This is a genomic window from Amycolatopsis sp. NPDC052450, from assembly GCF_044547565.1.
Taxonomy (GTDB): Bacteria; Actinomycetota; Actinomycetes; order Mycobacteriales; family Pseudonocardiaceae; genus Amycolatopsis.
In genome coordinates, this window is record NZ_JBIUAQ010000016.1 from 1 (window position 1) to 23,573 (window position 23,573).

Here is a 23,573-nt window from a genome sequence, read left to right on the forward strand (position 1 = left end):
CGAATGGTGTGTGCCCTGACATCGCGCCGATTTGGTCCGTGAAGGCCTCCTTGAGGGACTCTGGGTCCCTCAAGGAGGCCTTCACGGACAGCCGGCCGGCGCGACAACCCGAGCGGCTAGCCCTTGCCGGAGCGGCGGTGTACCCGCGGTGACACGGTCCCATCGGCCAGACGGCGCGCCGTCAGCAGGAACGCGGTGTGCGCGACCATCCGGTGATCCGGCCGCACCGCGAGGCTCACGACGTGCCAGGGCCGCATGAGGGTCTCGAACGATTCCGGCTCGGTCCAGCACTGCTGGTCCCGCAAGGCTTCCGTGATCCGCGAAAGCTGTGTGACCGTCGCCACATAAACCGTCAGCACGCCTCCGGGCACCAGATGCGCGGCGACCGTCTCGAGCTGGTCCCATGGCGCCAGCATGTCGAGGACGACCCGGTCGACCTCACCGGTGTGCGTCGACAGGTCAGCGACCGTGAGCGACCAGTTGTCCGGTTTGTGGCCGAAGAACTTCTCGACGTTCCGCTCGGCGTGTTCGGCGTGGTCGTCCCGGATCTCGTAGGACTGCACGGTGCCTTCCGAACCGACCGCCCGCAGCAGCGAACAGGTCAGCGCGCCGGAGCCGGCGCCCGCCTCGAGCACCCGCGCTCCCGGGAAGATGTCGCCCCACATCACGATCTGCGCGGCGTCCTTCGGGTAGATCACCTGCGCGCCACGCGGCATCGACAACACGTAGTCCGGAAGCAGCGGGCGAAGCGCCAGATAGTGACTGCCGCCCGCCGAGGTGACGACCGAACCTTCCTGCGCTCCGATCACGTCGTCGTGCGCCAGCGCGCCGCGATGGGTGTGATACTGCTGCCCCTCGGCGAGGACCATGGTGTAGTGCCGCCCCTTGGAGTCGGTCAGCTGAACCCGGTCACCAATACGAAACGGCCCACGGACCGACACTGAACCTCCACACGCGCGCGAACAACTGCTGAGCCCCTGCGTCCTCGGCGGGAAAGAGTGCCTCGGACGGGACGACCGATCCTCGCAGGTGGCCGCACCGCGCTACGCCGGGGGTCGGCTCCGGGTCATCGCGGCACGCAGGTCCTCACGCCGGAGCACCCCGGCGGGCCTGCCTTCGTCGTCCACGACGAGGAACTGCCACGCGGCGGTTTCCCGGACCCGCTCGGCGATCTCCTCCCCCGACTCCGAGGAAAGCAGCACCGTGTCGGCGCGGATCGGTTCCGCCGCCATCTCCGCGGGCGCGTGTGGTGACGTCCCGGCCAGTTGCGCGGCGGCCGTCTCGTCGAGCAGCCCCGCCGCGACGCCGTCGGCACGGACCAGGACCACCCCACGGCCCGCCGAAGCGGCCAGCGCGTCCGAGACGGGGCTTTCCGCGGGAAGCTGGAGAACAGGCCGGACGAGTTCGCTCAACCGCACGCCTTCAGGCCAGCCTCGACGTGTTTCGGCGGCGAGTTCGCTTCGTGCGCCGAGGATCACGAACCACGCCGTCACGACGCAGACGCCGAGCCGGAGCCAGCGGTCTTCGCTGCCCGCGGCCAGCCCCCACAGCGCCCAGACGACCAGTCCCGCCGCGACGACACCGCCACCGACGACCGCCGCTCGCGTGCCCTTCTCCCGGTGGCCCGTCGCCGCCCAGACCCCGGCGCGGACCAGCCTGCCGCCGTCGAGCGGGAGCCCGGGGAGGAGGTTGAAGATCCCGACGGCGAAGTTCGCGACGGCGCATTCGGCGATGAGCAGCCATGCCGCGCTTTCCGGTGGGACGGCGAACATGAGCAGCGCGCAGAAACCGCCGAGCAGCAACGAAACCACCGGTCCCGCGGCGGCGACGAGCCCTTCCTGCCGCGGCTGGCGGGGTGTCCTGGCGACCTCGGAGAGTCCGCCGAGCAGGAACAGGCGCAGCCGCCGGACCGGGATGCCGAGGCGCAGCGCGACCAGGCAGTGCCCGAGTTCGTGCGCGAGCACCGAGAGTCCGAGAAGGACCGCGAACGCGGCCGCCAGGAGCCAGGAGGTCAAAGTCGTCGCGCCCGGCAAAAGCCTGCCGACCAGCGGCGTGTAGAGCACCACGATGATCAGGGAGCCGATCCACCACGAAGGGGCCAGCAACACGGGGATCCCGGAGACGCGGAACAGCAGGAGACCGCCCTCTGGTGCCACGCCTCGTCGAGGCGGGCCCTGCTCACCCGTCACCGCCATGGATGAGAGCGTAGATGCCCAGGTGTGGGGTGCCGGTAACCCGCCCTTCCCGTCCGGGTGGTGTCGGTCATGCCGCTCCGGTGCGTTGCGGTCCCGAAACTGTCGGTGCCCGGCGATACGCTCACCCCATGCCCGACACCGACACGGTCACCGCCGATCCGCCGCCCGGCGCCGAAGTCCCGCGCCGTCGGCCGGCCCTGTCCCCGTCGCGTGCCAGCGACTTCAAACAGTGCCCGCTGCTCTACCGCTTCCGCGCGGTCGACAGACTCCCCGAGACCCCGACGAAGGCACAGCTCCGCGGCACGCTGGTGCACTCCGTACTGGAGCGGCTGTTCTCGCTCCCGCAGGCCGATCGCACGCCGCCGCAGGCCAAGGAGCTGCTCGCGCCGGCGTGGGAGGACCTTTCCGCGGAACGTCCGGAATGGATCGAGCTGTTCGACCAGGAGGACCCCGAGGCCGTCACCTCGTGGCTCTCCTCGGCGGAGCAACTGGTCGACACCTACTTCGGCCTCGAGGATCCGCGTCGGCTGGAGCCCGAAGCGTGCGAGCTGCACGTCGAGATCGAGCTGGGCTCCGGGGTGCTGCTCCGGGGCTACGTCGACAGGCTGGACGTGGCGCCGACCGGCGAGATCCGCGTCGTCGACTACAAGACCGGCGCCGCGCCCCGCGAGATCGGCGAGGCCAAGGCGATGTTCCAGATGAAGTTCTACGCCGTGGTCCTCTGGCGGCTTCGCGGTGTCGTGCCGCGCCAGCTGAAACTGATGTATCTCACCGACGGGCAGTCACTGGCCTACACCCCCGACGAGGGCGAGCTGATCCGCTTCGAGCGCACGCTGGAAGCGATCTGGCAGGCGATCCTCAAAGCGGGCAAGACCGGCGATTTCCGGCCCAATCCGAGCAAACTCTGCGCGTGGTGCGATCACCAGGCACTGTGCCCGCAGTACGGCGGCACTCCCCCGCCGTATCCCGGCTGGCCGGAGCCGGATCCCGGTGAAGAGTCCGTTTTGGACCGTGCGGATTAGGACACGACCTAGGGTGCCTTTGTGACAGAAGCCTTCTACGTGCCGTCAGGTGACGGCGTCTTCCTCCCGACCCCGCACACCGCCGGCCCGTGGACGCCGGACGCGCAGCACTTCGGGCCGCCCTCGGCGCTGCTGGTCCGCGCGCTCGAAGAGCTCGACGCGCCGCACGCGAGCCAGCTGGCACGAGTGACGGTCGAGATCCTGGGTCCCGCGCCGCTCAAAGAGCTTTCGGTGCGAGCTTCGGTGAAGCGACCGGGCCGGTCGGTCGAGTGGCTGGAGGCCGAGCTCTCCCACGGCGAGCGAGTCGTCGCCCGTGCCGCGGCGTGGCGGATCGCGACCTCGGACACCACCGCGGTGGCCACTCCCGAAGGTCCCCCGCTGCCGTCGCCGGACGGCCTGCCCACGTCGAGCTGGCCGGAAAGCTGGCACGGCGGCTACCTCGACGCCGTCGAATGGCGGCGGATCAGCGGCGCGCTGGACACGCCCGGGCCGGCGACCGTCTGGGGCCGCCAGCGTGTCGCCCTCGTCGATGGGGAGAAGCCGAGCGCGCTGCAGCGGCTGTTCGTCCTGGCGGACTCCGGCAACGGGATCTCGAACTTCCTCGACCCGCGCGAGTGGTGGTTCATCAACTCGGAGCTGACGGTGCACCTCCGCCGCCCGCCGCTGGGCGACTGGATCGGCGTCGACGCGGCCACGCTGGTCGGCCCGAACGGGATCGGCACGGCGACGACCACCCTGCACGACGCCTCGGGCCCGATCGCCTCGGGAGCGCAGGCGTTGCTGGTGCGGCCGCGACAGGCGGGCTGATAGACGCGCTTTCCGAGCCCGTTTCCAATAGCCTTCCCGGAACAACAGACGCAGGGAGCGCTTCGGCATGCAGATCACCTCGGTGGTCAACCAGAAAGGCGGGGTCGGCAAGACCTCACTCAGCGTGGGCGCGGCGGCCGCACTGGCCGAACGCGGCCGCCGGGTGCTGCTGATCGACCTCGACCCACAGGGCCACGCGACCACCGAACTCCTCGGGCTGGACGAGGTGGCTCCGAACATGCCCAGCCTGGCGAAAGCCCTGACCAAGGTGTGGAAAGGGCCGATCGAGGAGCTCGCCGTACGGCATCCGCGCAGCAACCTCGGGCGGGGCGGGGCGTTCGACGTCATCCCCACGTCGCCGGGCATGTTCGACCTGATCCGGCGGCTGGACCAGTTCCGCGTCCCTGGCTGGCAGCTGGCCAGGGTCATCCAGTTCGCGAACTACGACCACGTCATCATCGACTGCCCGCCCGCGCTCGACGTGCTGACCAACAACGCGCTGGCCGCTTCGCACGGAATCCTCGTACCGGTGCAGCCGGACCGGACGAGCATTCGCGCGCTGCGCCTGCTTTCGGACCAGGTGCGTTACGTCGAACAGACCGTCGGCCGTCCGCCGATCGCCTACTACGGCCTCGTGCCGGGCCTGTACCGCCGACCGATCTCGCACTACGCGGCGGCGGCGTTGCAGGAGCTGTACACGTTCGGGATCCCGATGCTGTCGCACGTGCCGCTCGGCGTCGTGATGAACGAGGCCGCGGCGCACGGCGTGCCCGTGACGACGTACGCGCCGGAAACCTTGCAGGCGCTGTCGTTCCGGGAGATCGCGGAGACGCTGGACGGCTACCTGCGGAACCATCCGGCCGCGGCGATCGTGCCGGCGGACGAGGACTTCGTCTTCGAGGATTTCATCACCGAGGTGTCGGTGACTCGCAGCGCGAAGGACAACGGGACGCGCAAGAAGCTCTACGACCTCATGCCCAAGAAGCCGAACCGGCCCCGCTGACCAACGCCATGAAAGGTCCTTTCCTTGCGAAATTCGCAAGGAAAGGACCTTTCATGGCGTCCGAGGTCAGAGGCGACAGGCCCGGATGTCCGAGGCAAGCACGGCCTTGGCGCCGGTTTCGGCGAGTTCGTCCATGATCCGGTTGACCTCCTTGCGCGGCACCATCGCACGCACGGCCACCCAGTCTTCGTCCGCCAGCGGCGCGACGGTCGGCGACTCGAGGCCCGGCGTGATCGCGATGGCGGCGTCGAGCAGCGGACGCGGGCAGTCGTAGTCCAGCATCATGTAGTGCTGGGCGAAGACGACGCCCTGCAACCGCGCCTTCAGCTGGTCCTTGGGCCGGGTGTGTTCGGTGCCCGCGCGTTGCAGCAAAACCGCCTCGGACACGCAGATCGGGTCCCCGAAGGCCACGAGGTTGTGCTGGCGCAACGAACGTCCGGACTCGACGACGTCGGCGATGGCGTCGGCCACGCCGAGCTGGATCGAGATCTCGACGGCGCCGTCGAGACGGATGACCTCCGCCTCGACCCCGTGCTGCTTCAGGTTCTCGCGGACGAGCCGCGGGTACGACGTCGCGAGCCGCTTGCCCTGCAGGTCCTGCGCCTTCCAGTCCCGGCCCGCGGGTGCGGCGTACCGGAAGGTGGAACCGCCGAAGCCGAGGCCGAGGATCTCCTCGACCGGGGCACCGGAGTCGAGCGCGAGGTCGCGGCCGGTGATGCCGAGGTCCAGCTCGCCGGATCCGACGTAGATCGCGATGTCCTTGGGGCGCAAGAAGAAGAACTCGACCTCGTTGACCGTGTCCAGCACGGTCAGATCGCGGGCCTCATGTCGCTTGCGGTAGCCGGCCTCTCCGAGCATCTCCGACGCGGCGGCGGCGAGGGCTCCCTTGTTCGGCACGGCGACACGCAGCATTGTCTCTCCTTGGTTCTCCGGACGCGAACGCGTCACAGGTACCGGTACACGTCCTCTGTCGACAGTCCTCGGCCGAGCATGAGCACCTGTACGCGGTACAGCAGCTGTGAAATCTCCTCCGCGAGCCTGTCGTCGGATTCGTGCTCGGCGGCGATCCACACTTCGCCCGCCTCTTCGAGCACCTTCTTGCCCTGGGCGTGCACTCCCGCGTCCAGCGCGGCGACGGTGCCGGAACCGTCGGGGCGCGTACGGGCGCGCTCGGCAAGCTCGGCGAACAGCTCATCGAAGGTCTTCACAGTCTGGAGATCCTTCCATCCGCGCCCGCGTCGCGCTGCCCCGGGCCGGTGTGGTGCCGGTCGCGTCACACTTCAGAACAGCACCGGGCCGCCACGTTCGAAGTCGAGCAGGTGCCGCTTCCGTTCGACACCGCCGCCGTAACCGGTGAGATCGCCGTTGGAGCCGATCACGCGATGGCACGGCACGATGATGCTGATCGGGTTCTTCCCGTTCGCGAGCCCGACCGCGCGCGACGCGGTCGGCCTGCCGAGCCGGTCGGCGAGCTGACCGTAGGAGACCGTCTCGCCATACGGGATCCCCAGCAGCCCTTCCCAGACCATCCGCTGGAACGCGGTGCCGCCGAAGCTCAGCGGGAGATCGAAGTCCATCCGCTGGCCGGCGAAGTACTCCTTCAGTTGTTTCTCGGTGTCGACGAAGACCGGAGAGCCCGGATCCGGATGGCCGAAGCTCTCCTCGGCCGGACGGTGCCGCTGCTGGACCATGTAGACGCCGCAGAGGCTTTCGCCGTCCGCGACCAGGGTCAGCTTGTCGTACGGGCTGTCGATGACGGTGTGCGTGCGCATGGCGCTCCTCGGAACTCAGGCGGCGGGCAGCCGGTTGATCGGGTGATCTCCGGTCGCCCAGAGGTGCTGAACGGCGTAGGCGCGCCACGGGCGCCAGTGTTCGGCGTGCGCGGCGAACGCGGCCGGGCCGAGCCCGAGCCCTTTCGCGGCGATCTTGACGCCGAGGTCGGTCGGGAGGAAGGCGTCCGGGTCGCCGAGTGAACGCATCGCGATGCTCTCGACGGTCCACGGGCCGAAGCCGGGCAGCGCGTGCAGCCTCTCCCGGGCCTGCTGCCAGTCACTTCCCGCGCCGAGGTCGAGTCCGCCGTCGTTCAGTTCGGCGATGAGGCCGAGCAGGGTCCGCTTGCGGCTCTGCGGCATCGCGAGGCTTTCGGGATCGATCTCCGCGAGCGCGGCGGCGTCCGGGAACACGTGGGTGAGGCCGCCGTCCGGATCGTCGACGGGTTCGCCGTGCGCGAGCACCAGCCGGGCGGCGTGGGTGCGGGCGGCGGCGGTGGACACCTGCTGACCCAGCACGGCCCGGACGGCGAACTCGTCGCCGTCGACCGTCCGCGGCACCCGCCTGCCGGGTGCCGCGGCCACAAGCGGCCCGAGCAGCCGGTCCGCGGCCAGCGCTTCGTCGACCGCGACCGGGTCGGCGTCGAGATCGAGCAGGCGACGGCAACGGCTGATCGCGGTCGAGAGATCACGCAGGTCCGACAGCGTGAGACGGCAGCCGATATAGCCGTCTTCCGGTTTGAGGGCGACGACGGCGGGGCCGTGCGGGAGCCGCAGCGTCCGGCGATACGCGCCGTCGCGCCATTCCTCGACGCCGGGGACACCGGTCGCGACCAGATGGCCGAACAGGTTGTCCGGGAACAGCGGCTTCCGATACGGCAGGCGCAAGTTCAGCGTCCCGGGCGCGGTCGACGGCTCGGTGCGGCCCCGGGCCCGCAGTTCGGTCGGAGACAGCGCGAAGACCTCGCGGACGGTGTCGTTGAACGTCCGAACGCTGCCGAATCCCGCCGCGAGGGCGACGTCGATCATCGACAGGCCGGTCGTCTCGATCAGCAGCCGCGCCGTCTGCGCCCGTTGCGCACGGGCGAGGCTGAGCGGGCCCGCGCCCAGTTCGGCACGCACATGCCGCTCCACCTGCCGGACGCTGTAGCCGAGCCGGGCGGCCAAGCCGCTCACCCCATCGGTGTCGACGACGCCGTCGGCGATCAGCCGCATCGCCCTGGCCACCAGGTCCGCGCGCTCGTTCCACCGCGGTGAACCGGGGCTGGCGTCCGGACGGCACCGTTTGCAGGCGCGGAATCCGGCCTCCTGCGCGGCGGCCGCGCTCGGATAGAAGGTCATGTTCTCCGGTTTGGGCGGGACGACCGGGCAGCTCGCCCGGCAGTAGATCCGCGTCGTCAGGACAGCGGTGAAGAACCAGCCGTCGAACCGGGCGTCCTTCGCCTGGACCGCGCGGACACAGCGCTCGAAATCCTCATGCACCCGATCAGCATCACCGACCGCACGGGCCGCGGTCTAGCGGAAATGCGACATGGCGGTCAGGGCAGGAGCGCGGTCAGCGCGGGCACGTCGAGACCGACCAGCGAGGAACGGAACACGCGCCGCTCTCCCGGTTCGACGTCGACGTCGTTCGGGATCACCACCACCGTGCAGCCCGCCGCGGCCGCGGAAGCCGCGCCCGGCGGGGAATCCTCGATCGCGACGCACCGGGAAGCCGGTACTCCCAGCAACTCCGTGGCCAGCTGATACGGCCTGGCGTCCGGCTTGTTCAGACCATCGACCTCGTCACCGCAGACGGTGGCGGCGAAGTGCTCACGGCCGATGGTGTTGAGGGCGAGTTCGGTCAGCGACCGTTCGGTGGAGGTGACCAGGGCCATCGGAACGCCGTTGGCCCGCAACAGTTCGAGCAGCTCCTGCGCGCCGGGACGCCACGGAAGCGGGCCGTCGAAGAGATTGGCCGTGCGGGCGCGGATCCACTCCCCCATCTCCGCGATCGACTCCGGGGTGACGGGCCTGGCGCACACTTCGAGCAGGAACGCGGCCGTGTCGTCCATATTGGACCCGACGAGACTCAGGCGCTGTTCCTCGGTCAGTGTGCCGCCGAGGGTTTCGACGGCTTCGTAGAGCGCGACGTCCCACAGCTTCTCCGAGTCGACCAGCGTGCCGTCCATATCCCACAGCACGGCGGCGAGTCCGTCCGGTGTGGACGGTTCGGTCACGGCTCCCCCTCACGATCGGATAAACCTTCCGGGGCCCACGGTAGCCGAGACGGATTCACGTCGGCGCCGCGGTCGTTGCCCGAAATGTCGCATTGCGTCGGCTCCGCGCGTTTCGTCGCGGCGAAACGCCATCGGACATGCCCAACGGCGCACGGCCGCCTGGTCGTAGGCTGGTCCGGTGAGTGAGCCCGTCGACGAGACCCAGCGGCCCGGCCGCGACCAACCGGATGACACAAAGCCGATCATGATCGTCGCCTTCGAAGGATGGAACGACGCAGGTGACGCGGCCAGCCGGGCGGTCGAGCATCTCCAGCTCAACTGGGATGCGACCCCGCTGAGCGAGCTGAGTCCTGACGAGTACTACGACTTCCAGGTCAGCAGACCGACCGTACGCATGGTGGACGGCGTCACCCGGAGGGTCGACTGGCCGACCACGCGGCTCTCGGTGTGCCGCCCGGAGGGCATCAGCAGGGACATCGTGCTGGTCCAGGGGCCCGAACCGAATATGCGCTGGCGCGCCTTCTGCGCCGAACTACTGGAGTACATCCAGCAACTGGACGTCGCCACCGTCGTCACCCTCGGCGCGCTGCTGGCCGACACCGCGCACACCCGGCCCGTCCCGGTCACCGGGACGGCGTACGACAAGGACACCGCTTCGCAGTTCGGCCTGGAGCTGAACAACTACCAGGGGCCGACCGGCATCGTCGGCGTCCTGCAGGACTACTGCGTGCAGGCGGGCGTCCCGGCGGTGTCGATCTGGGCGGCCGTGCCGCACTACGTCTCGCACCCGCCCTCGCCCAAGGCCACCCTCGCGCTGCTGCACAAACTCGAGGACGTCCTCGACGTCGAGATCCCGCTCGGCGCGCTTCCCGAGCAGGCCGAGGAGTGGCAGCGGACGGTCACCGAGATGGCCGAGGAGGACGAAGAGATCAGCGAGTACGTCCGGGGACTCGAGGAGCGCGGTGACGCGGAGACCGAGTTCACGCTGGACGACGTGAGCGGGGACAAGATCGCGGCCGAGTTCGAGCGGTACCTGCGGCGGCGGCGCCCGGGTCAGGACGGTCCCGGACGAGGCTGAGTTCCCCGTCTCGTGAGCGGCACCGCCCTGCCGCAAGTGTCATGAAAGGGTCGTTCCTGACGTTTTTCGTCCTGAACGACCCTTTCCTGACATCCGGGACTCACCCCGGCCCGGGCGCAGGCTGCCAGCCCTCTCAAGCGCTATGAAAGGCCCCTTCATTGCAAAATTTGCAATGAAGGGGCCTTTCATAGCATCCGGGTGACCGCTCAGAAGATTCGCCGCAGCGGGATCGGCCCCCGCGACCGCTTCCGCCATTCCCGCGGATAGCCGAGCGAGACCTCTTCGAACCGCACGCCGTCCGCCTCGGTGGAGCGCGGGATGTGCAGGTGCCCGTAGACGGCGACCTCCGCCCGGAAGCGCAGGTGCCAGTCCTCGGTCTCGGTCGTCCCGCACCACAGCGCGAACTCCGGGAAGTACAGCGGCTCGGTCGGGTGGCGGTGCAGCGGCCAGTGCGACATGAGAATCGTCCCGTGGTCCTCGGGGATCGCCTCCAGCCGTTCCGTGCTGATCTTCACCCGGTCGGCGCACCATGCCTGCCTGCTGGGGTACGGGTCGGGGTGCAGGAAGAACTCGTCCGTGCAGAGCACGCCGGCCTCGCGCGCCTGCTCGATGGCGGCCAGCATCGGCAGCCCGTCGGCCGCGGGGGTCCGCCAGCTGTAGTCGTACAGCACGAACAGCGGCGCGATCGTCAACGGCTTGTCCTGGTGCTCCCACACCGGGTACGGGTCCTCCGGGGTGAGGACGTCGATCTCGCGGCAGCGCTCGACCAGATGCTCGTAGCGCGCCTGGCCCCGCAGCTGACATTCATCCTTCTGGGTGGTCCACAGCTCGTGGTTGCCGGGGACCCAGACGACCTTCGCGAAACGTTCACGCAGGGTCTTGAGCACCCCGATCACCGATTCGACGCGTTCGGCGACGTCACCGACCACGAGCAGCCAATCGTCCGGGGTCCGGGGGACGACCTCGTCGACGAGCGGGGCATTGCCCTCATGGGTGACGTGGAGGTCGCTGGTGGCGAAGAGATGCGGCACTCCACCACCGTAGCTTCACCCGGACCGGGGAATCACCGAAACCGCGTCACGACGCGGCCGGCCCGACGCCGACACGCCGAGCACCACCAACGCCGAGACGGTGTGCAGACCCGCCTGGACGTTCAGCAGCACTCCGGTACCCAGCACGTTCACCAGCGCGCCCGTCAACAACGCCCCCAGCGCGGTGAACCCCGCCGTGCCGGCGAAAACGGTGCTCAGGACGCGGCCGGACCGTTCGGGGGACGCGGTCGTCTGGACCAGTGAGAGCAGCCCGGAGCCGGCGAGCACGCCAGGGGCGCCGACCAGGCCGAAGAGCCCGATGAAGACACCCAGCGACGTGGTCAGTGCCGGCAGGTTCCAGATCACCGCCGACAGCAGACCGAGTGCCAGTCCGCCCCAGCCGAGCAAGGCGGCGGGTGCGACCTTGCGGGCGACGGTGGCGACGGCGAATCCCGCGGCCAGCCCACCAAGCGCCTGCACACCGCGAAGCAGGCCGACGTCGCCTTCGGTGCCGTCGAGGATGTCGAGCACGAAGACCACGAACAGGACCAGGAACATCCCTTGCGCCAGTGACGTCAGCACCACGACCACCCCGGCGAGGCGAAGGCGTCCTTCGCGGCCGATCTCGCGAAGCCCGTCGATCCACGCTCGCAACACCGGCTCGTGCGGTCCTGCCGCTTTCGGCGCGGCGACGCGCGGAAACGGGCGCGCCAGCAGGGCCGAACCGATCACCAGCACGCCGAGATAAGCCACCACGACCCAGCCCAGACCGCCGAAGCCGAGCAGAAGACCGCCCGCCCAGCCGCCGGCGAGCCGCGCGACGCTCCCGTTGATGCTCATGAGGCCGTTGGCGCCGATCAGTTCCCCGGGGGCGACCAGTTCGGGCACGAGCGCGTTGCGGGCGGGCTCGAACAGCGAAGCCAGCCCCGCTTGCGCGGCCATGACCGCGTAGATCACGTACACCGGGCCGCCGGACGCGACGAAGAGCAGCGGCAGCGCCACGAACGCCTGGCCCGCGCACACCACGCACAGCACCAGCCGCCGGTTCCAGCGGTCCGCGATCACACCGGCGACCGGGCTGAGCAGCACCGCGGGCACCAGGCCGAGGACGATGCTCAACGCCGTGGTGGCCGCCGAACCCGTCGCCTGGAAGACGAACACGGGCAACGCGATCTGCAGCATCCACTCGGCGGTCTCGGAGAAGAAGGCGGCGATCCACAACCGCGCGAAGGCGGGTTCCCTCAACGGTTTCATCTGCTCGGCTTCCCCTCGGCGTCGATGCGGAGGAACGCCCGCAGTCCCAAGTGGACCGGCAGGGCCCCCGTAGGAGCGTCTTCACGGATCGCGCTGACGTAGGGCCGCACGAGCGCGTCGATCCCCTGCACCAGCTCGTCCAGCTCCGCCGCGGTCACCCGCAGCGAGTAGTTGTTGATCCCCGACGCGTCCCGCCAGTCCTTGTCGAGCCGGTCGGCGGCGTCGAGATAGCGCTCGGTCAGCTCCTTCTCCCGCGCGAGGGTGGTGCCCACGACCGCCAGTTGCGCGCCGTGCAGCTCCGGGTCGTCGCCGAACTCGATGCCGACCTGACACGCCCGCCAGGGCCGCTCGCGTGCGTCCTCCCCCTCGACCCGTTCCACGAGGCCGTGCTGCGCCAGCTGCCGGAGATGCCAGCTGCAGTTGGAAGCGGTCGACCCGACGGCCGCCGCGCATTCGCTCGCGGTCCGTGGACCGACCGCCATGAGGTGGTCCACCAGCGCCGAGCGCAGCGGATGCGCCAGCGCCCGCATCAGCTCGACGTCTTCGATCCGCTTGCGCGGCGGCAACCCGGTCATCGCCAGATCCAATCTGAAAGACTTCTTTCGAAAGTTATCTTTCAGATTCACAGGTGGCCGACGGGATGTCAAGCGAGTCGCCGGGTATCCTTGCCTGGACAGTTGCTGCACGTAACAGTAACTGCGCCAATCAACTACTGACTCAGGGAAGCGCATGCCCGACCAGCGAGAACTCGCCACCGCGGCGGCTTTGGAGATCCCCCGGTTCGTCAGCGCGACCGTCCTGTTCCAGACGGCCATGGCGGAGCGACTCGGGATCAGCGCCACCGAACTGCACGGGCTCCAGCTGGTCATCAGCGGCGCCGCGACCTCGCCGACCGGGCTCGCGCGAGCGCTCGGCATGACCACCGGCGCGGTGACCCGGATGCTCGATCGGATGGAGACACAGCGACTGGTCGAGCGCGTCCCCGATCCCGCGGACCGCCGCCGGATCGCGATCCGTCCGCTGCCCGACCGGCTCGACGACGTCGCCGGCCTCTACTCCCCCATGGCCAGGTTCTTCGGCGACCGCCTCGGCAGGCTCGACCGGCGTCAGCTCGCCGCGCTTCTCGGCGTCATGACCGACGGGCGCGCGTTCGCCGAACAAGAGGCCGCGCGACTGCGATCCGATTCCGCTGAAAAGAGGGGTTGACTAACGCTACATAGGTTGCGTTAGACTGCTCGCATCATGGACAACTGACATCGCACCTTCCCCGCTCCGAGGCGGCTTCGGTCGAGCGCTGCTCCCGTAAGCCACGACGCCCGGCAGGGATCCCTCATGTCCGAAGAAGCACGGTGATGTCGTATGTCTCTTTCCCTGATCGCCAAGGACCTCGTCCACTCCTACGGTGCCCGCGTCGTGCTCGACGGCGTGAACCTGACGGCTTCGGCCGGGCAGCGGCTCGGACTGGTCGGCGAGAACGGCGTCGGCAAGTCCACGCTCCTGCGCTTGCTGGCCGGGGTCGAAGAGCCCGACGCCGGCGAGGTGCTGCGAGGCGACGACCTCGGATTCCTCTTGCAGGAACTGCCTTTCGCGTTGACCGCGCGGTTCTCCGACGTCATCGACGACGCACTCGCCGAAATCCGGCAAGCGTCGGCGAGACTCGACGAACTGACCGAAGCGCTCGCTCGGCATCCGGACGACGCCGCCGTGCTCGACGAGTACGGGACCGTCCTGGAATGGGCCCAGGCGCACGATCTCTGGGACGCCGACCGGCGAGCTGAGATCGTCTGCGCGGGTCTGGGGCTCGCCGGGATCGACCCGGCGCGCGAACTGGGCACGCTGTCGGGCGGGCAACGGTCGAGGCTCGGCCTCGCGGCGTTGCTGATCCGGCGGCCGGGCACGCTCATCCTGGACGAGCCGACGAACCACCTCGACGACGCCGCGATGGAGTTCCTGGAACAGCATCTCGCGTCGCTGACCGGTGTCCTCGTGCTGTCGTCGCACGATCGCGTGTTCCTCGACGCGGTGTGCACCGACATCGTCGACCTCGACCCGGCGCTGGGCGGCCCGACCCGGTACGGCGGCACCTATTCCGACTATCTGGACCAGAAGCGGGCCGAGCGGGCGCGCTGGGAACAGCGCTATGCCGAGGAGCAGGACGAGCTCAAGGAACTGCGCGAATCGGTGGCCGTCACCGCGCGCGCCGTCGCGCACAACCGGCCGCAACGCGACAACGCCAAGATGCTCTACGACTTCAAGACCGGGAGGGTGCAGAAGCAGATCTCACGCCGGGTCCGCAACGCCCAGTTGCGGCTGGACGAACTGGAGCGTGACCAGGTGCGGAAGCCGCCCGCGCCGCTGCGGTTCCAGGGCGGCCTGACCGGCGAACCCGGGGAGGACAAGACGGCCATCTCGGTGCGGGACATCGAGATCGCCGGACGGCTGCGGCTGGAGACCCTGGACGTCACGACGACGTCGAGGTTGCTGATCACCGGCGGGAACGGCGCCGGGAAGTCGACGCTGCTGTCCGTGCTCGCCGGCTCGCTGACGCCGGACTCCGGGACCGTCCTTTCCGGACGCGGGGTGCGGATCGGTCTGCTGGCGCAGGCTGTCTCGTTCGCCGAGCCGGAGAAGAGCGCGCAGCGGACCTACGCCGAAGCCCTCGGCGAGGACGCTCCCCCGTTGCGCGGCCTTGGCCTGCTGGCTCCGCGCGATCTCGGGACCCGGGTGGGCGCGCTGTCGGTCGGGCAGCGGCGGCGGCTCGCGCTGGCGCTGCTGATCGCCGATCCGCCGGAGGTACTCCTGCTGGACGAGCCGACGAACCACATCTCGCTCACGTTGGCCGAGGAGCTGTTCGCCGCACTCGATTCCGCGCCGGGTGCCGTCGTCATCGCGTCGCATGATCGGTGGCTGCGGCGGGATTGGGCCGGTGACCACCTCCGGCTGGAGGCCGGCCGCGTCGCCGTGTAGGGCGTTATACGGAGGTCATGAAAGGGTCGTTCAGGACAAAAGATGTCCTGAACGACCCTTTCATGACGTTTTCAGAGCTCGATGCCGAGCAGCGCGTCGACGGCGTTCCGGATCAGGCCGGGGGCCGCCGGGTCGGTGCCGGAGCGGTTCAGCGCCTGCTCCGCCCAGGCGTCGACGGCCGCGAGCGCCTTGGGCGTGTCGAGGTCGTCGGTGAGGTGGTCACGCAGTCGCGCGACGGTGTCCTCCGCCGACGGACCCGTGCCGATGGAGACGGCTTCGCGCCAGCGGGCGAGGCGCGCTTCGGCGTCCGTGCGCAACTGCTCCGTCCACGGCCGGTCCTCGCGGTAGTGACCGGCGAACAGCGCGAGCCGGATCACGCCGGGGTCGACCTTGTCGGCACGCAGCCGCGAGACGAACACGAGGTTCCCGCGCGACTTCGACATCTTCTCGCCGTCGAGGCCGATCATCCCGGCGTGCACGTAATGCCGCGCGAACGGCCGGTCCCCCGCGACGGCCTCCGCGTGCGCGGCGCTGTACTCGTGGTGAGGGAAGATCAGGTCCGAGCCGCCGCCCTGGACGTCGAAGCCGAGGCCGAGCCGGTTGACCGCGATCGCGCTGCACTCGATGTGCCAGCCGGGCCGCCCCGCGCCCAGTTCGGACTCCCACGACGGCTCGCCCGGCCGCGCCATCCGCCACAGCAACGCGTCGAGCGGATGCTGCTTGCCGGGGCGATCCGGGTCGCCGCCGCGTTCGGCGAAGAACTTGGCCATGGTCTCGGCGTCGTAGTTCGACTCGGACCCGAAGTGCCCGGTCGCGTTGTGGGCGAAGTAGATGTCCGGGTACTCCGCGTCGTCGGCGCGGTACGCGCTGCCGTTCGACAGCAGCTTGGCGATGACCTCGACGATCTCCGGGATGCTCTCGACGGCGCCGACGAACTGCCGCGGCGGCAGCACCCGCAACGCGGTCATGTCCTCACGGAACAGCGCCGTCTCGCGCATGCCGAGGACGACCCAGTCGTCCTTGTCCCGCTCCGCTCGCTCCAACAGGGGTTCGTCGATGTCCGTCACGTTCTGCACGTAGTGGACGTCGTGCCCGGCGTCCCGCCACAGGCGGTTCACCAGGTCGAATGTCAGATACGTGGCGGCGTGCCCCAGATGGGTGGCGTCGTACGGCGTGATGCCGCAGACGTACATCCGGGCGGTCGACCCGGGCGCCGTGGGGCGGATCTGCCCCGTCGCCGTGTCGTGGAGCCGCAGCGGACGGGGGGTGCCGGGGATACGGGGCACGTCGACCGATGACCAAGTCTGCATACCCCGACTGTAAGCGGAGCCGCCACGCCGTTCCCGTCCGGTGGGAGCCGGACACGGCCGGAGTAACCGAAGACGCTTTTCCGGCACCCTGGCCGTACTTGGGGAACGACTTCGCGCGCCATCGTTGTGCCTGGTGGGGCTACTGGGGCTGGAGGCGCATGTTTCGAGTCCGTGAAGGCCTCCTTGAGGGACCCAGAGTCCCTCAAGGAGGCCTTCACGGACCTGCGGTCCCGCGATCAGCCGAAGCCGGAGCCGCCGTGGCCCACCCCTCACTACCGCTTCCTGACCCGCAGGTAGTCACCGACCACGGCGGCACCGAGCCCGTCCAGATCCGGAGCGACGACGCGGCCGCCCGAGCGGCGGGCGATGAGGTCGACGAACTCCGTCAGGCGCGGGTCGTCCCCGAGCCTGAACACCGTCACCGACGCGCCCAGCTTCGCCATCCGGTCCACTTCGGACAGCGTCTTGAGCAGCGTCCTTGGCTGGGGCGGATAGTCGAACTCCGCCGAACCGTCGGGTTCCAGATGCGCCGTCGGCTCACCGTCGGTGACCATCAGGACCACCGGCTGCGCGTCGGGATGCCGCCGCAGATGCCGTCCGGCCAGCAGCAGGGCGTGGTGGGCGTTGGTTCCCTGCTCCCAAGCGCCCTCCAGCCCGACGAGTTCAGCCAGTTCGACCGATGTCGCGTAGCGGCCGAAGGTGATCAACTGGAGGGCGTCGTTGCGGAACCGGGTGCTGATCAGCTGGTGCAGCGCGAGCGCCGTCCGCTTCATCGGCAGCCAGCGGCCCTCCTGCACCATCGACCACGAGGTGTCCACGAGCAACGCCACCGCCGCCCGCGACCGGTGCTCGGTCTCGATCACCTCGACGTCGGAGACGTCCATCCGGACCAGCCGCTCCCCCACCGAAACCGAGCGCAGGACGGAGTTGCGGACCGTCCTGGAGACGTCCCACGGCTGCATGTCCCCGAACCGCCACGGTCTGGTCGCACCGGTCGGCTCGCCCGCGGCGCCGGCGGACTCGGTCTCCCGCTGCCCCGTCTTGCCGCGCAGCGCGTTCACGACATCGGCGAGCGCTGTCTCTCCGAGTCGACGCAAAGCTTTGGGAGACAGGCGAAGCGTGCCATCGGGGGCACGTTCGAAGAGACCTTGCCGCCGGAGCTCGCGTTCCAGCTCGGATAGCCGCCGAGCGTCCACGCCCGCGTCCGGTCCGAGCTGGCGTTCGAGCGCGTCGACGTCGATGTCCTCCAGCCGCGCGCCGGGATAGGACTGGCCGAGCTGTTCGGCCAGCGCGTCCAGTTCGGCGAGATCGGACATCGCGCGGGCACCCTCACCGAGACCCAAGGGATCGTCGCCCCGGAACCGTTCCGAAGACGTCCAGTCCTCGCCGGGCCGCAGCGCGCGCAGCTGGGCGTCCAAAGTGGACAGCTGCTGCGCGAGCCGGGGATCGCCGAACGCCTGCTGCGACAGTTCGGCCAGTTCGGCTCGTTGCTCCGGTGTCATCGAGTTGAGCATCCGCTGCGCGGCCGCGGCACGAGCGGCGAGGACGTCGATCAGCTCCTCGACGTCCTTCGGGTTCTCCGGGAAGAATTCGCCGTGCTCGCGCATGAACTCCCCGAACCGCTCCGGGACGTCCTCACGGCCCTGCGCGTGCGCGGCCAGCAAGTCGTTCAGATCGGCGAGCATCCGATTCACCCGCTCGGCCTCTTCCGGCCCGGCGTTCCGCAGCGCCTCCTTCATCCCCTCGAAGCGGGAATCCAGCAGCTCACGGCCGAGCAGGTCACGGATCTTCTCGTAGTTCTCCCTGCCCTCCCGCGAACGCCAGTCGTACTCGGCGAGTTCGCGTACGGCCGCCGCCGTCCCCGGCGGCAACGCGTCCAGCTGAGCCTCACGGAAACGGGCGTCGTCGTCCGGATCGGGGAACAGCTCGCGCCGCTCGGCCTCCAGTGCCTGGTCGAGCAGCCGCTGGACCTCCTGGAGCGTGCCGTCCAGCCGGTGCCGCCGCTGGATCTCCGACCGGCGCTGCCAGAGCCGCCTGGTCAGTTCGTCGAGCCCGGCAGTGCGCGGGGTGCCGCGCCGCAGCAGCTCTTCCAGCGCGGACCGGGGCGAGGCGCCCGCCATGACGTCGCGGCCGATCTCGTCGAGCGCGTCCCGCAGATCCGCCGGCGGCGCCAGCGGATCCGGACCGTCGTGCCACGGCCCGTACGAGTAGCCCTCCGGGGCGGCGCTCATCGGCCGTAGACGGTCGTGCCGTCGTCGGAGTCCTTGGCGAGTTTCCTCGACAGGAACAGGGATTCCAGCGCCAGTTCGACCGCGGCCGCGATCCGGCCCGCCGGTTCGTCCGGGCCGACACCGGCGCGCGCGGCGACGTCGTGGAGCACGGGCAGTTCCGGCAGCGCGGCGAGGACGTCCTTGCCGGGCACGCGTTCCCCGGTGGAGACCAGATGCCCGGACTCGACGGCATCGGCCAGCGGCAGCAGATCCAGGCCGGCGAACCGCGAACGGGCCGTCTCCGCGACCGCCCGGCGCAGCAGGTGCACGAGGTGCTCGGTCTCGCGGCCCTCCTCGCCCGGCTCGAATTCGAGCTTGCCGCGCAGGACGGCGGGCACCGCGTCGAGGTCGACCGGACGCGCCACGGCGGGTTCCTCGCCGGTCAGCGCGGACCGGCGCAGCGCCGCCGCGCCGACCGTTTCCGCCGCCGCGACGGCGAACCGGGCCGAGACGCCCGACCGCTGGTCGATCACCGGCGACTCGCGCAGGTTCCGCACGAACCGGGCCAGCACCTCCAGGAGCGGCTCGCCGACCTCGGCGACCAGATGCGCCTCCTGCCGGACGACGGCGATCTCCGACTCGACGTCGAGCGGGTAGTGCGTCCGGATCTCGGCGCCGAACCGGTCCTTGAGCGGGGTGATGATGCGGCCGCGGTTGGTGTAGTCCTCCGGGTTGGCCGTCGACACCAGCAGCACGTCCAGCGGCAGGCGCAGGGTGTAGCCGCGCACCTGGATGTCGCGCTCCTCCATCACGTTCAGCAAGGCGACCTGGATGCGCTCGGCGAGGTCCGGCAGCTCGTTGATCGCCACGATGCCGCGGTGGGCACGCGGGACGAGTCCGAAGTGGATGGTCTCGGGATCGCCGAGGCTGCGGCCTTCGGCGACCTTCACCGGGTCGACGTCGCCGATCAGGTCACCGACCGAAGTGTCCGGTGTGGCCAGTTTCTCCGTGTACCGCTCGTCGCGGTGGCGCCAGGTCACCGGCAGGGCGTCGCCGAGTTCGGCGGCGCGACGGCGTGATTCCGGGGTGATCGGGTCGAGCGGATGCTCGGCCAGCTCGGCCCCGTCGATGACGGGAGTCCATTCGTCGAGAAGTCCCGCGAGGGTGCGCAGCAGCCGGGTCTTGCCTTGGCCGCGTTCGCCGAGCAGGACGACGTCGTGCCCGGCCAGCAGCGCGCGTTCCAGCTGCGGCAGCACGGTGCGCGAGAACCCGACGATCCCGGGCCAGGCGTCTTCCCCGGCGCGGAGCTTGGCGAGCAGGTTGTCGTGCAGTTCTTGTTTGACCGACCGCGGCAGGTGACCCGCCGCGCGGAGGTCCCCGGCGGTCCGGGGCAGGTTTGCGGGAACATCGTTCACCCGTTCGACGCTACGTCGCGACCGTGGCCTCTGTCGACGTGAAGCAACTCCAGCTCCGGTACGTTCACCTGCCCTCCCCCTCGATAACGCGCCCATTTCCGGGTTTCGCCGGAAGCACGACTAAAATCAGTCCAGTGTGCCGTCCTAGTGCGACCCTCGCGGTCTGGTCTTCGGCGTGGCTGAACGGAGCCGCCGCCTCCGACGACATCCTTGACGCCCTTCAGGTCTGGGGCGAAGCCCACGACTTCGTCGCCGCGGACGCGGCGGCCGCCGAGGCGTTCGACCTGCCGCTCGCGTTCAACCGGGCGGCGACCCCGGTCCAGCTGCTGCTCGCCCTGCGCGCGCAGGGCGCCAAGAGCATGCACCTGCTGCTCCCGGTACCCGGCGACGTGCGGGGGCTGGGCGGCGGTGGACAGTTCACCGAGGCCGCGCTTCGGACCGGTGAGGCCGTCCTGCTGCCGGATCTCGGCTACGGCGTCGTACCCGAGGCCATCGCCGAAGGTCTCATGCGGTGGACCGTGTACTCGGTGCCCACGCCGGGCGTCCTCGAGTACCGCCCGCTCGGCGAGGCCGAGCACGGCCTGACCGACGCGATCCGGGCGAGCGCGGGCGCACTCCAGACCCTGGACGTCGCCAGCGAACGGCCGGGTGTGCGGGCGGAGCTCTCGGCCCGGCTGCGGGCGGTCACCGACGCGCCCTGGCCCGCGGGCATGCCCGGCAGGGCACTACGGGTGCTCCAGCGATCCCAGGAGATCGCGGCGATCCTCGCCATCGCCGAATCCGACGATCCAGGCGGAGCGCTCTCCGCGTCGGCGGCGCTTCGGCGGGCGGAGGCCTTGCGGCCGCTGACCGAAGCCGTCCGCTACGCGCGGTGCGCGGCGATCAACGAAGCCGTGCGGGAGTTCACCGAGCAGGCGGACAGGCACCCGTAGCCGTTCACGTGGTCACGGAGTGCTTTTTCTGGATCTTCTCGGCATACCGGACGGACCACAGCGAAAGCCCGCCGATGACCGCGATCAGCAGGACCACGCTGAGCGCGTTCATCACATCCGCCGACAGGGTGTAGACCAGCGGCACGCGGACCGCGGCCTCCAGCAGCAGCACCACTCCCCACACCGCCGACATCCGGGTGAACGCCCGGCGGAAAGCGGGCACCTCGGCGGTGAGACGGTCGATCTCGGCACGTTTGGCCGCGTTGGAACCGGCCCGCACGGCGACGAGCACCATGGGCGTGCGGCTGAAGCAGCTCACCAGCAGCACGATCGCGGCGGTCGCGGTGGCGAAGGATTCCTTGAGCAGCAGGAATTTCGCGTCACCGCTGACCAGCGAGAGCACCAGCCCGACCCCGAGCACGCCTGCCAGCAACGCGGCGAAGCCGTCGAAGGACCGGTCGCGGACGGCGACCCACGCGATCCGGGCCGCGGCCACCACCGCCCCGGCCAGCAAGGAGACCTGCTCGCTCTGCCCGGCGAGCCGGAGCCCGTAGTACGCGGCCAACGGGAGCGCGACATCCCAGAGCAGCAAGGAAAGCGTCGGATTCCTGCCGTGCCCGGTCATGACGGTGTTTCCTCCACCGCCAGGAACGCCAGGATCCGCGCGTTGACCTCGTCCGCCGCTTCGCCAGCGATGGCGTGGGTCGCCGACGGCCATAGTTCGACTTGCCCCCGCGGCAGAAGCTCACGAGCCCGTGCGGCCGCGCGGTCCGGGTGGTGGATGACGCTGCGCCCGGCGATCAGGGCCAGTACGGGCATCCGCAGTGAGCGCAACTGCGCGTCGGTGATCAACCTGGGTGACGGCAGGGCGATGCGGTAGGTCCGCATCCCTTCGTCGATCACCCGCGCGACCGGATCCGTGGTGTCGACCTCCGCGCCACCGGAGATCCAGTGCAGGAACGACGGCCGGGCCCACCGGTTGATGCCGGGGATCGCGGTGAGCGTGGCGCGGACGACCAGCCCCGCGGTCAACCCGCCGAACGTCAGCACAGGGTCGATCAGCGTGAGCGACCTCAGCCGCTCCGGCGCCCGCGCGGCGAGGTTGGCCGCGAGCCAGCCACCGAACGAGTACCCGATCAGGTGCACCGCCGCCAGGTCGAGTTCCGCGAGCACCGTACTCAGCCAAGCGGCTTGGTCCACACCGTCCCGGATCGGGGCGGTCTGTTCACTGCGACCGGGTTCACCGATCAGGTCCACCGCGTAGACCTCGCCGTGCCCGAGCAACGCGGTGAGGTTGGGTTCCCACATCACCGCGGTCCCGGCACGGCCGGGCAACAGCACGATCGGCGTTCCACCCGGCTGCCCGAACCGGTACACGCGCGCCACCCCGAACGCCGTCTCGACGTCATGGATCCCGGCCGGCGCGGGCAAAGCCGCCAGACCTCGTTCATAGACGACCTCGTACTCGGCCCGTGCCTCCGACGAGGCGAAACCGCCCACCTTCATGTGCGCCCCTCCTTTTACGATACGATCGGATTGTAAACAGTTGGTGAGAAGTTTGCAATCCGATCGGACTGCCAAAAGGAGGAGCGGGTGCCCAAACGAGTCGATCACGAGGACCGGCGGCAGCAGATCGCCGCGGCCGTCCGGCGTATCGCGGCCGACCGGGGACTCGAAGGGGTCAGCCTGAACGAGGTCGCGGCCGAGGCGGGCATCTCGAAAGGGTTCGTCCAGCACTACTTCGCGTCGAGAGACGACATGCTGCGCTTCGCGACGACCACTTTGCGAAGCGGGCTCGAGGAGCGCATCGCGACCCCGTCAGGACTCGGCGTCCGGGACCTGCTCATCGCCCTGCTCCCCTTGGACGAGGCCGCCAGGGTCGACGCGCTGGTCGCCAACGCCTTCCTGATGCGCGCGCTCAAGGATCCGGAGATCGCCGGCCACTTCCGGACCGGCCACGGCCAGCTCCGCGACGCGGTGGCGGCCATGCTCACCGCCGCCAGGGACGACGGCGAACTCGTGCCCACCGTCGACCCGGTCACCGAAGCCGCACTCCTGCTGGCGCTGGTCGCCGGCCTCGGCGACGCGGTGCTGCTCGGCTATCAATCCGGCGAAGAGGCCATCGCCCTGGTCGACCTCCACCTGTCGAGGATCGCCACCTGACGACGATCGACCCCGTGAGTGGTGATGACGGTTCGGGCCAGCCGTGTCATAGGTACCTACGTGGATCCGGCTGCGGTTGATGCCACGCCCAAGTCCGTGAAGGCCTCCTTGAGGGACTCTGGGTCCCTCAAGGAGGCCTTCACGGACTCGATAACCGCCACGTTCACCCCACCTGCACCAGCAGTCACAACAGCTACG

At 69.8% G+C, this 23,573-nt stretch carries 23 protein-coding genes; 8 read left to right on the forward strand and 15 right to left on the reverse strand.

Going from position 1 to position 23,573, the window contains the following annotated elements:
- Positions 1 to 116 precede the first annotated feature (116 nt).
- Together ACIHAO_RS24855 and ACIHAO_RS24860 are read right to left on the reverse strand one after the other, a co-directional pair.
- The gene (locus ACIHAO_RS24855; RefSeq protein WP_396561578.1) at positions 117 to 941 is read right to left on the reverse strand and encodes a tRNA (adenine-N1)-methyltransferase; all 825 of its coding nucleotides are present in this window, start codon (positions 939 to 941) and stop codon (positions 117 to 119) included.
- Positions 942 to 1,043: 102 nt separating this feature from the next.
- Positions 1,044 to 2,195: a M50 family metallopeptidase gene (locus tag ACIHAO_RS24860; protein WP_396561580.1), complete on the reverse strand. Its 1,152-nt coding sequence runs from the start codon at positions 2,193 to 2,195 to the stop codon at positions 1,044 to 1,046.
- A gap of 128 nt (positions 2,196 to 2,323) precedes the next feature.
- Between ACIHAO_RS24860 and ACIHAO_RS24865 the strand changes: the two genes are divergently transcribed.
- The 3 genes from ACIHAO_RS24865 to ACIHAO_RS24875 all read left to right on the forward strand — a co-directional run bounded on the left by ACIHAO_RS24865 (position 2,324) and on the right by ACIHAO_RS24875 (position 5,027).
- Positions 2,324 to 3,217, forward strand: a complete 894-nt coding sequence (locus ACIHAO_RS24865; RefSeq protein WP_396561582.1) for a RecB family exonuclease — start codon at positions 2,324 to 2,326, stop codon at positions 3,215 to 3,217.
- A gap of 21 nt (positions 3,218 to 3,238) precedes the next feature.
- Positions 3,239 to 4,024: a thioesterase family protein gene (locus ACIHAO_RS24870; protein ID WP_396561583.1), complete on the forward strand. Its 786-nt coding sequence runs from the start codon at positions 3,239 to 3,241 to the stop codon at positions 4,022 to 4,024.
- Between the two features lie 67 nt (positions 4,025 to 4,091).
- Complete coding sequence (locus tag ACIHAO_RS24875; RefSeq protein ID WP_396561585.1) at positions 4,092 to 5,027, forward strand: ParA family protein; 936 nt, start codon at positions 4,092 to 4,094, stop codon at positions 5,025 to 5,027.
- A 66-nt stretch (positions 5,028 to 5,093) separates the two neighbouring features.
- On the opposite strand, the gene hisG is transcribed toward ACIHAO_RS24875, so the two are convergent.
- The 5 genes from hisG to ACIHAO_RS24900 form a co-directional block, all read right to left on the reverse strand.
- Positions 5,094 to 5,939, reverse strand: a complete 846-nt coding sequence (hisG, locus tag ACIHAO_RS24880) for an ATP phosphoribosyltransferase (RefSeq protein WP_125794125.1) — start codon at positions 5,937 to 5,939, stop codon at positions 5,094 to 5,096.
- 32 nt (positions 5,940 to 5,971) lie between these two features.
- Positions 5,972 to 6,235, reverse strand: coding sequence for a phosphoribosyl-ATP diphosphatase (locus ACIHAO_RS24885; RefSeq protein WP_007035378.1), 264 nt, complete (start codon positions 6,233 to 6,235; stop codon positions 5,972 to 5,974).
- A gap of 72 nt (positions 6,236 to 6,307) precedes the next feature.
- Positions 6,308 to 6,799 (reverse strand): methylated-DNA--[protein]-cysteine S-methyltransferase, encoded by a 492-nt coding sequence (locus tag ACIHAO_RS24890; RefSeq protein WP_396561588.1) that lies wholly within the window; start codon positions 6,797 to 6,799, stop codon positions 6,308 to 6,310.
- 15 nt (positions 6,800 to 6,814) lie between these two features.
- Complete coding sequence (locus ACIHAO_RS24895; RefSeq protein WP_396561590.1) at positions 6,815 to 8,278, reverse strand: DNA-3-methyladenine glycosylase 2 family protein; 1,464 nt, start codon at positions 8,276 to 8,278, stop codon at positions 6,815 to 6,817.
- A 56-nt stretch (positions 8,279 to 8,334) separates the two neighbouring features.
- Positions 8,335 to 9,015, reverse strand: a complete 681-nt coding sequence (locus tag ACIHAO_RS24900) for an HAD family hydrolase (protein WP_396561592.1) — start codon at positions 9,013 to 9,015, stop codon at positions 8,335 to 8,337.
- A 178-nt stretch (positions 9,016 to 9,193) separates the two neighbouring features.
- Between ACIHAO_RS24900 and ACIHAO_RS24905 the strand changes: the two genes are divergently transcribed.
- Complete coding sequence (locus ACIHAO_RS24905) at positions 9,194 to 10,093, forward strand: PAC2 family protein (RefSeq protein WP_125789985.1); 900 nt, start codon at positions 9,194 to 9,196, stop codon at positions 10,091 to 10,093.
- A gap of 206 nt (positions 10,094 to 10,299) precedes the next feature.
- Here the strand turns inward: ACIHAO_RS24905 and ACIHAO_RS24910 are convergent, their stop codons facing one another.
- From ACIHAO_RS24910 to ACIHAO_RS24920, 3 genes are read right to left on the reverse strand one after another with little or no spacing between them, the layout of a single operon-like run.
- Complete coding sequence (locus tag ACIHAO_RS24910; RefSeq protein WP_125789984.1) at positions 10,300 to 11,124, reverse strand: metallophosphoesterase; 825 nt, start codon at positions 11,122 to 11,124, stop codon at positions 10,300 to 10,302.
- Between the two features lie 15 nt (positions 11,125 to 11,139).
- Complete coding sequence (locus ACIHAO_RS24915; protein WP_396561595.1) at positions 11,140 to 12,378, reverse strand: MFS transporter; 1,239 nt, start codon at positions 12,376 to 12,378, stop codon at positions 11,140 to 11,142.
- Positions 12,375 to 12,953, reverse strand: a complete 579-nt coding sequence (locus ACIHAO_RS24920; protein WP_396561597.1) for an ArsR/SmtB family transcription factor — start codon at positions 12,951 to 12,953, stop codon at positions 12,375 to 12,377. The genes ACIHAO_RS24915 and ACIHAO_RS24920 overlap by 4 nt, the downstream gene beginning before the upstream one ends.
- Positions 12,954 to 13,107: 154 nt before the next feature.
- Here ACIHAO_RS24920 and ACIHAO_RS24925 point away from each other — a divergent pair, with 154 nt between their 5' ends.
- Together ACIHAO_RS24925 and ACIHAO_RS24930 are read left to right on the forward strand one after the other, a co-directional pair.
- Entirely contained in the window at positions 13,108 to 13,584 is a 477-nt protein-coding gene (locus ACIHAO_RS24925) for a MarR family winged helix-turn-helix transcriptional regulator (protein ID WP_396561599.1), read from the forward strand.
- Between the two features lie 153 nt (positions 13,585 to 13,737).
- On the forward strand, positions 13,738 to 15,345 hold the full coding sequence (locus ACIHAO_RS24930; RefSeq protein ID WP_396561601.1) for an ABC-F family ATP-binding cassette domain-containing protein: 1,608 nt from the start codon (positions 13,738 to 13,740) through the stop codon (positions 15,343 to 15,345).
- 71 nt (positions 15,346 to 15,416) lie between these two features.
- On the opposite strand, the gene mshC is transcribed toward ACIHAO_RS24930, so the two are convergent.
- The 3 genes from mshC to ACIHAO_RS24945 all read right to left on the reverse strand — a co-directional run bounded on the left by mshC (position 15,417) and on the right by ACIHAO_RS24945 (position 20,280).
- Positions 15,417 to 16,655, reverse strand: coding sequence for a cysteine--1-D-myo-inosityl 2-amino-2-deoxy-alpha-D-glucopyranoside ligase (gene mshC, locus ACIHAO_RS24935; protein WP_125794135.1), 1,239 nt, complete (start codon positions 16,653 to 16,655; stop codon positions 15,417 to 15,419).
- 272 nt (positions 16,656 to 16,927) lie between these two features.
- Complete coding sequence (locus ACIHAO_RS24940) at positions 16,928 to 18,886, reverse strand: VWA domain-containing protein (RefSeq protein ID WP_396561603.1); 1,959 nt, start codon at positions 18,884 to 18,886, stop codon at positions 16,928 to 16,930.
- Entirely contained in the window at positions 18,883 to 20,280 is a 1,398-nt protein-coding gene (locus ACIHAO_RS24945; protein ID WP_396561605.1) for a sigma 54-interacting transcriptional regulator, read from the reverse strand. The genes ACIHAO_RS24940 and ACIHAO_RS24945 overlap by 4 nt, the downstream gene beginning before the upstream one ends.
- A 134-nt stretch (positions 20,281 to 20,414) precedes the next feature.
- Here ACIHAO_RS24945 and ACIHAO_RS24950 point away from each other — a divergent pair, with 134 nt between their 5' ends.
- Entirely contained in the window at positions 20,415 to 21,212 is a 798-nt protein-coding gene (locus tag ACIHAO_RS24950; RefSeq protein WP_396561607.1) for a hypothetical protein, read from the forward strand.
- 4 nt (positions 21,213 to 21,216) lie between these two features.
- Here the strand turns inward: ACIHAO_RS24950 and ACIHAO_RS24955 are convergent, their stop codons facing one another.
- Positions 21,217 to 21,837, reverse strand: coding sequence for a VC0807 family protein (locus tag ACIHAO_RS24955; protein ID WP_396561609.1), 621 nt, complete (start codon positions 21,835 to 21,837; stop codon positions 21,217 to 21,219).
- Positions 21,834 to 22,718, reverse strand: a complete 885-nt coding sequence (locus ACIHAO_RS24960; protein WP_396561611.1) for an alpha/beta fold hydrolase — start codon at positions 22,716 to 22,718, stop codon at positions 21,834 to 21,836. Before ACIHAO_RS24960 ends, ACIHAO_RS24955 begins: the two co-directional genes overlap by 4 nt.
- 87 nt (positions 22,719 to 22,805) lie before the next feature.
- On the opposite strand from ACIHAO_RS24960, the gene ACIHAO_RS24965 reads away from it, so the two are divergent.
- A complete protein-coding gene (locus ACIHAO_RS24965) occupies positions 22,806 to 23,375 on the forward strand; it encodes a TetR/AcrR family transcriptional regulator (protein ID WP_396561613.1) in 570 nt (189 codons plus the stop codon).
- Positions 23,376 to 23,573: the final 198 nt, after the last annotated feature.

Bases quoted from the DNA above. Each gene is read 5' to 3' on its own strand.
- ACIHAO_RS24860 (WP_396561580.1), bottom strand. From the start codon at position 2,195: ATGGCGGTGACGGGTGAGCAGGGCCCGCCTCGACGAGGCGTGGCACCA.
- ACIHAO_RS24865 (WP_396561582.1), top strand. From the start codon at position 2,324: ATGCCCGACACCGACACGGTCACCGCCGATCCGCCGCCCGGCGCCGAA.
- ACIHAO_RS24875 (WP_396561585.1), top strand. From the start codon at position 4,092: ATGCAGATCACCTCGGTGGTCAACCAGAAAGGCGGGGTCGGCAAGACC.
- hisG (WP_125794125.1), bottom strand. From the start codon at position 5,939: ATGCTGCGTGTCGCCGTGCCGAACAAGGGAGCCCTCGCCGCCGCCGCG.
- ACIHAO_RS24890 (WP_396561588.1), bottom strand. From the start codon at position 6,799: ATGCGCACGCACACCGTCATCGACAGCCCGTACGACAAGCTGACCCTG.
- ACIHAO_RS24915 (WP_396561595.1), bottom strand. From the start codon at position 12,378: ATGAAACCGTTGAGGGAACCCGCCTTCGCGCGGTTGTGGATCGCCGCC.
- ACIHAO_RS24920 (WP_396561597.1), bottom strand. From the start codon at position 12,953: ATGACCGGGTTGCCGCCGCGCAAGCGGATCGAAGACGTCGAGCTGATG.
- ACIHAO_RS24925 (WP_396561599.1), top strand. From the start codon at position 13,108: ATGCCCGACCAGCGAGAACTCGCCACCGCGGCGGCTTTGGAGATCCCC.
- ACIHAO_RS24930 (WP_396561601.1), top strand. From the start codon at position 13,738: ATGTCTCTTTCCCTGATCGCCAAGGACCTCGTCCACTCCTACGGTGCC.
- mshC (WP_125794135.1), bottom strand. From the start codon at position 16,655: ATGCAGACTTGGTCATCGGTCGACGTGCCCCGTATCCCCGGCACCCCC.
- ACIHAO_RS24940 (WP_396561603.1), bottom strand. From the start codon at position 18,886: ATGAGCGCCGCCCCGGAGGGCTACTCGTACGGGCCGTGGCACGACGGT.
- ACIHAO_RS24955 (WP_396561609.1), bottom strand. From the start codon at position 21,837: ATGACCGGGCACGGCAGGAATCCGACGCTTTCCTTGCTGCTCTGGGAT.
- ACIHAO_RS24960 (WP_396561611.1), bottom strand. From the start codon at position 22,718: ATGAAGGTGGGCGGTTTCGCCTCGTCGGAGGCACGGGCCGAGTACGAG.